The following is a 6,179-nucleotide window of genomic DNA, read 5'->3' on the forward strand; positions in this document are numbered from 1 at the left end:
CCTCGCCACCGGCCTGCGCCGGGTGGCCCTGGCTGGCGGCTGCCTGCTCAACCGCGAGCTCGCCATCGGCCTGCGCCACAAGCTCGCCACCCGCGGCCTCGCGGTGTTCGAAGCCCAGCACGTGCCCCCCGGCGACGGCGGCATCGCCCTCGGCCAGGCCTGGGTGGCGCGGGCAGAACTCCGCCGGGGGCTGCTGTGAGCAAGCTGGATGCGACCCCGGCCGGCGTGCGCCGGCTGGAGGATATGCCCAACGTGGGCAAGGCCGTGGCCGACATCCTGCGCCGCATCGGCATCGACGCCCCGGCGCAGCTTGCCGGGCGCGATCCCTTCGAGCTCTACGCCGAGTTCAACGCGGTCAGCGGCATCTGCAACGACCCTTGCCTCCTCGACACCTTCATCGCCGCCACCCGCTTCATGGGCGGCGAGCCGGCCCGCCCGTGGTGGGCCTACACCGCCGAGCGCAAGGCGCGTCTCGGCAGTGGTGACTGAAACCCAAGGACTGAAACCATGTGCCTCGCCATCCCGACCCGCGTGGTCGAACTCCTTCCCGACAGCCAGGCCGTCGTCGATCTTGGCGGCGTGCGCAAGACGATCTCGCTGGAACTCGTCGACGGCGTGGCGGTGGGCGACTACGTGATCGTCCACGTGGGCTACGCGCTCACCCGGCTCGATCCGGAAGAAGCCGAGCAGACCCTCGCCCTGATGGCCCAGGCCGGCATCGACGTGGGCGCGGAGGCCGCATGAAGTACGTGGATGAGTTCCGCGACGGCGACGTGGCCCGCGGCCTCGCCGCCGCCATCGCCCGCGAGGTCGAGCCCGGCCGGCGCTACGCCTTCATGGAGTTCTGCGGCGGCCACACCCACGCCATCTCCCGCTACGGCGTGGCCGACCTGCTGCCGCCGGAAGTGCGGATGATCCACGGCCCCGGCTGCCCGGTGTGCGTATTGCCCATCGGCCGCATCGACCAGGCGATCCAGCTGGCCCTGAATGAAGGCGTCACCGTGTGCACCTACGGCGACACCCTGCGCGTGCCGGCATCCGAAGGGCTGTCGATGCTCCGCGCCCGGGCCCGCGGCGCCGACATCCGGATGATCTACTCCGCCGCCGACGCGCTGGCGCTGGCCCAGCGGGAGCCCAATCGCCAGGTGGTGTTCTTCGCCATCGGCTTCGAGACCACCACGCCGCCCACCGCGCTGGTGATCCGCCAGGCGGCCGAGCTCGGGCTCAAGAACTTCTCTGTGCTCAGCTGCCACGTGCTCACCCCGTCGGCGATCACCGCGATCCTCGAATCGCCCGAGGTGCGCGAGCTGGGCACGGTGCCGCTGGACGGCTTCATCGGCCCGGCCCACGTCAGCACCATCATCGGCAGCCGGCCCTACGCCCACTTCGCCGAGGAATACCGCAAGCCGGTGGTGATCGCCGGCTTCGAGCCGCTGGACGTGATGCAGGCCATCCGGATGCTGGTGCGTCAGGTGAACGAGGGCCGCGCCGAGGTGGAGAACGAGTTCACCCGCGCCGTCACCGAGGACGGCAACCTCAAGGCCCAGGCGCTGGTGTCCGAGGTCTTCGAGCTGCGCCAGGCCTTTGAATGGCGCGGGCTGGGCATGGTGCCGTACTCGGCCCTGCGCATCCGCGAGCGCTTCGCCGCCTTCGACGCCGAGGCCCGTTTCGGCCTCGTCTACCAGCCGGTGCCCGATCACAAGTCGTGCGAATGCGGGGCGATCCTGCGCGGCGTCAAGACGCCCCTCGACTGCAAGCTCTTCGGCACGGTGTGCACCCCCGAGACGCCGATGGGCTCGTGCATGGTGTCGTCCGAGGGCGCCTGCGCCGCCCACTACACCTACGGGCGTTTCCGCGACATCCCGGTGGTGGCGGGCTAGCGGCCGATGCCTGTGGACATCGGTATTCACTTCGCGTCTGGCCATGACGTCGGCAGTTGCCGCGGCAGCACGTTCGCCTTCATGGTGCTAAACCTTCATCAGTCTTCGCCGATACACCGCGGACACGGCCCGTTCCGAGGCCCGCAAGGAGACTTGAAGTGAACCTGTTCAGCAAGCTGCGCGCCGCGCCGCAGCCGGGCGTGCACACCCTGCAGTGCCGCGCCGCCGATGTGGCATCGACCCTCGCCGCGGTCGCCATCCAGCCCACTTTCATCAGCGCCTACGTGTCGCCCCACGTGGATATCGAGCCCGTCGCCCGGGCCGTCAGCGGGCGCTTCCCCGGTGTGCCGGTGATGCTGTGCTCCACCGCCGGCGAACTGTGCAGCGGCAGCGGCCCGCTCTACTGCGCCACCGGCAACAGCTGGGACCGGGTGGTCATCCAGTGCTTTGACGCCTCCCTGATCGCCCGCGCCCAGGTGGTCGCAGTGCCCCTGGGCAGCGAAGACCTGCGCCGGGGCCAGCGCGACCTGCCGGTGCGCGACCGGGTCGCGGCCCTCGCCAAGCGCATCCGCGATGTGCGGGTGGACATCGAAATCGACCACCGGGACACCTTCGCCCACATCCTGTTCGACGGCCTGTCGGCCTCCGAATCCTTCTTCATGGAGGCGCTCTACGAATCCGGGCGTTTCCCGTGCCTGTTCGTGGGCGGCTCGGCCGGCGGCAAGTTCGATTTCAAGAACACCTGGATCCACGACGGCACCCGCAAGCTCGAGAACCACGCCCTGATCGCCTTCCTGAAGGTGGCCAAGGGCACCCGCTTCGGCGTGCTCAAGAGCCACAACTTCGAGCCCGACGGCGCCCGCTTCCCGGTGATCGGCGCGTCGCTGGAGCAGCGCTACGTGAGCCAGGTGATCGCCGAGGACGGCAGCATCGTGTCCTTCATCGACGCCCTGTGCCGGCACTTCCGCTGTCAGCCCCAGGCGCTCGAGAGCAAGCTGGCCGACTACTCCTTCGCGATCAAGGTGGGCGACGAGCTGTTCGTCCGATCGGTGGTGAACGTCAATCTCGATGCCGGGCGGGTCAATTTCTACTGCGACATCTCGCCGGGCGAAGACCTGCTGCTGGTCCGCCGCACCGGCCTCGCCCAGGCCACCGAGCGGGATTTCAAGGCCTTCATGAACGGCAAGCCCGGCCTGCCCGTGGCCGGCATCCTCAACGACTGCATCCTGCGCCGGCTCTACAACGACAAGGAGCTCGCGCGCCTCGGCGACGTGCTGCCCGGCGGCCAGATGGCCGGCTTCTCCACCTTTGGCGAGATCCTCGGCCTCAACCTCAACCAGACCCTCACCGCGGTGTTCTTCTTCCGGGTGCCCGAGGGCGCGCCCTTCCGCGACGAGTTCGTGGATAACTTCGTCGCCCACTACGGTGAGTTCAAGGCCTTCTTCTTGCGCCGCCAGAGCAACAAGTTTGCCGGCCTGTCGCGGGTGATCGTGCGCCAGATCGCCGACTACCAGTCCGAAAGCTTCGACAGCCAGCTCGATCCGTCCGGCTTCGACGACAACATCTCCCTGGTGGTGCGTGGCCTCAACAGCCTGGGGCAGACCCTCCAGTCGTCCTACGTCCTGCGCAACGACACCGCCCGCCAGCTCGAAGCCTGCGCCGGCGACCTCTACGCCTCGGTGGGGGCCCTCGGCGGCCACATCGACGAGCAGGGGCGGGTCGTCCACGACGCCGGAACGATGGTCACCAACCTCACCAACCAGGCCGCCGGTGCCGCCGACAGCGCCCGCCAGCTCGCGCTGGCCAGTGGCCGCATCCAGGGCGTGGTCGAGGTGATCCAGCAGATCGCCGACCAGACCAACCTGCTGGCCCTCAATGCCGCCATCGAGGCGGCCCGGGCCGGCGAGGCCGGACGCGGCTTTGCGGTGGTGGCGGACGAGGTGCGCAAGCTCGCCGAGAAATCCCGCACCAGCGCCGGCGAGATCGGCGCCGACATCTCGTCGCTGGCCGGCGAGATCGGCCGCGTGGCCCAGGAGATCGAACGCCAGTCCGGCGACGTGTCGCGCCTGTCGTCGCTCCTCACCGACATCGAGACCATCAGCAGCCAGACCGCCGGCAACGCCGACCACACCCGGGCGGTGGCCGACACCCTCAAACACCTCACCGAGAACCAGCTGACCCAGGCCTGATCCGCTCCGGCACGTGCGCGCGTGCCGGGCCGGCCGGGCCTCCGACCGAAACGACACGCGCCCATGAAAAGTACCCCCACTCTCACCCGCTGTGCGGGATCGCGGCCCCCCGAGGGGGCGCTTTTTCATCTTGGGGCGGCCCGGCGATGAAAAAAAACTACGTCCGACCCCTCGACCTGCGTCACGGCAGCGTCGATCTTTCCCACGGCGGCGGTGGCCGCGCGATGGTCCAGCTCATCTCCGACGTCTTCGGCAAGGCCTTCGACAACGAATGGCTGCGCCAGGGCGACGACGGCGCCGTGCTGCCGGCCCCCGGCCCCGGCGAGCGGCTGGTGGTGGCCACCGACGCCCACGTGGTCTCGCCCCTGTTCTTTCCCGGTGGCGACATCGGCTGCCTGGCGGTGCACGGCACCGTCAACGACGTGGCGGTGATGGGCGCCCGGCCGCTGTATCTGGCCGCCAGCTTCATCCTCGAAGAGGGCTTTCCGCTGGCCGACCTCGCCCGCATCGTCGCCAGCATGGCCGCCGCGGCCCGCGAGGCCGGCGTGCCGGTGGTCACCGGTGACACCAAGGTGGTTGAGAAAGGAAAGGGCGACGGGGTGTTCATCACCACCACCGGCATCGGCGCGCTGCCCGTGGGCCGCAGCCTCTCCGGCGCCAACGCCCGGGCCGGCGACGCGGTGATCGTCTCCGGCACCCTCGGCGACCACGGCATGGCCATCATGGCCCAGCGCGAGAACCTCGCCTTCGATTCCGAGATCCGTTCCGACACCGCCGCGCTGCACGGCCTCGCCGCCGTGGCGATGGCCGCCGCGCCCGGCCTGCGCCTCCTGCGCGACCCGACCCGTGGCGGGCTGGCGGCGACCCTCAACGAGATCGCCCAGCAGTCCGGCGTCGGCGTCGTGCTCGACGAGGCGGCGATTCCCGTCGACCCGCAGGTGGCCGCCGCCTGCGAGTTCCTCGGCCTCGACCCCCTCAACATCGCCAACGAAGGCAAGCTGATCGCCGTGTGTCCGGCCGATGAAGCCGACGCGCTGGTCGCCGCGCTGCGCGCCCATCCCCTCGGTGCCCGCGCCGCGCGGGTTGGCGAGGCCATCGCCGACGACCACCGCTTCGTGCAGATGAAGACCGCTTTCGGCGGCCGCCGCATGGTGGACTGGCTGGCCGGCGAGCAGCTGCCGCGCATCTGCTGATCCCGTTTTTCCCCTTTCCGGAGTGCCTGCCATGTTCATCGCCATGAACCGCTTCCGCATTGCCCCCGGCCGCGAGGCCGAATTCATCGAGATCTGGAGAAAGCGCGAGTCCCACCTGGACGAGGTGCCCGGCTTCCGGTCCTTCAACCTGCTGCAGGGGCCGACCACCGACGCCTTCACGCTGTTCGCCAGCCACTCGGTGTGGGAATCCGCCGCCGCCTTCGAGGCCTGGACGCGCTCCGAAGCCTTCCGCAAGGCCCACGCCGGCGCCGGCTCCAGCCGCGACATCTACCTCGGCCCGCCGCAGTTCGAGGGCTTCGAAGCCGTCTTGTGAGCGCCGCCCGGCCGCCCGACGGTGCTCGCACCGACGCCCGTAAGGGCGGAGGTTTTACTTTGACCTGAATGCGCATCCTCGTTCTCTGCCACAGCTTCAACAGCCTCACCCAGCGCCTCTTCGACGCCCTGGTGGCGGACGGCCACGAGCTCTCGGTGGAGTTCGACATCGCCGACTCGGTCACCGAAGAGGCCGTCGCGCTGTTCCAGCCGGACCTGCTGCTGGCGCCCTTCCTCAAGCGCGCGATCCCCGAAACCGTGTGGTCGCGCCTGCCGTGCCTGATCGTGCATCCGGGCATCGTCGGCGACCGCGGCCCGTCGGCCCTCGACTGGGCGATCCAGCGCGCCGAGGCGGAGTGGGGCGTCACCGTGCTCCAGGCCGAAGCCGAAATGGACGCCGGGCCCGTGTGGGCGAGCCGCGTCTTTCCGATGCGCACCGCGCCCAAGGCCAGCGTCTATCGCAGCGAAGTGACCGACGCCGCGCTCGCCGCCGTGCGCGAGGCCATCGCCCGTTTCGACGACTGGCGCGCCGGCCGTTGGCAACCGCAGCGCCCGGCGCCCGACGACCCCGCCGTGCGCGGCAC

At 70.0% G+C, this 6,179-nt stretch carries 8 protein-coding genes and 1 pseudogene; all 9 read left to right on the forward strand.

Translation table 11 applies throughout. The features are described from left to right. Positions 1–199: Kae1-like domain-containing protein (locus QQK25_RS21795; RefSeq protein ID WP_438696563.1), on the forward strand; the 199-nt coding region annotated here is incomplete at its 5' end. Beyond that, positions 196–489: a helix-hairpin-helix domain-containing protein gene (locus QQK25_RS21800; RefSeq protein WP_284189848.1), complete on the forward strand. Its 294-nt coding sequence runs from the start codon at positions 196–198 to the stop codon at positions 487–489. The genes QQK25_RS21795 and QQK25_RS21800, both read left to right, overlap by 4 nt. A gap of 18 nt (positions 490–507) precedes the next feature. After that, complete coding sequence (locus tag QQK25_RS21805; protein WP_284189849.1) at positions 508–744, forward strand: HypC/HybG/HupF family hydrogenase formation chaperone; 237 nt, start codon at positions 508–510, stop codon at positions 742–744. After that, entirely contained in the window at positions 741–1,880 is a 1,140-nt protein-coding gene (gene hypD, locus QQK25_RS21810; protein WP_284189850.1) for a hydrogenase formation protein HypD, read from the forward strand. The genes QQK25_RS21805 and hypD overlap by 4 nt, the downstream gene beginning before the upstream one ends. Positions 1,881–2,110: 230 nt before the next feature. After that, positions 2,111–3,187: pseudogene (locus QQK25_RS21815) on the forward strand (FIST signal transduction protein); the annotation flags it as partial. Positions 3,188–3,619: 432 nt separating this feature from the next. Continuing rightward, positions 3,620–4,069, forward strand: coding sequence for a methyl-accepting chemotaxis protein (locus QQK25_RS24425; RefSeq protein ID WP_438696564.1), 450 nt, complete (start codon positions 3,620–3,622; stop codon positions 4,067–4,069). 146 nt (positions 4,070–4,215) lie between these two features. After that, on the forward strand, positions 4,216–5,262 hold the full coding sequence (gene hypE, locus QQK25_RS21825; protein WP_284189851.1) for a hydrogenase expression/formation protein HypE: 1,047 nt from the start codon (positions 4,216–4,218) through the stop codon (positions 5,260–5,262). A gap of 31 nt (positions 5,263–5,293) precedes the next feature. Next, entirely contained in the window at positions 5,294–5,596 is a 303-nt protein-coding gene (gene hmuQ, locus QQK25_RS21830; protein ID WP_284189852.1) for a heme-degrading protein HmuQ, read from the forward strand. A gap of 68 nt (positions 5,597–5,664) precedes the next feature. Continuing rightward, a partial coding sequence (locus tag QQK25_RS21835) for a formyltransferase family protein (RefSeq protein ID WP_284189853.1) occupies positions 5,665–6,179 on the forward strand: 515 nt, incomplete at its 3' end.

The sequence above is a fragment of the Zoogloea oryzae genome (assembly GCF_030161255.1).
Lineage (GTDB): Bacteria > Pseudomonadota > Gammaproteobacteria > Burkholderiales > Rhodocyclaceae > Zoogloea > Zoogloea oryzae.

Excerpts from the sequence above, each read along its gene's own strand:
- hypE (WP_284189851.1), top strand. The coding sequence starts at position 4,216 with ATGAAAAAAAACTACGTCCGACCCCTCGACCTGCGTCACGGCAGCGTC.
- hypD (WP_284189850.1), top strand. The coding sequence starts at position 741 with ATGAAGTACGTGGATGAGTTCCGCGACGGCGACGTGGCCCGCGGCCTC.
- QQK25_RS24425 (WP_438696564.1), top strand. The coding sequence starts at position 3,620 with ATGGTCACCAACCTCACCAACCAGGCCGCCGGTGCCGCCGACAGCGCC.
- QQK25_RS21805 (WP_284189849.1), top strand. The coding sequence starts at position 508 with ATGTGCCTCGCCATCCCGACCCGCGTGGTCGAACTCCTTCCCGACAGC.
- hmuQ (WP_284189852.1), top strand. The coding sequence starts at position 5,294 with ATGTTCATCGCCATGAACCGCTTCCGCATTGCCCCCGGCCGCGAGGCC.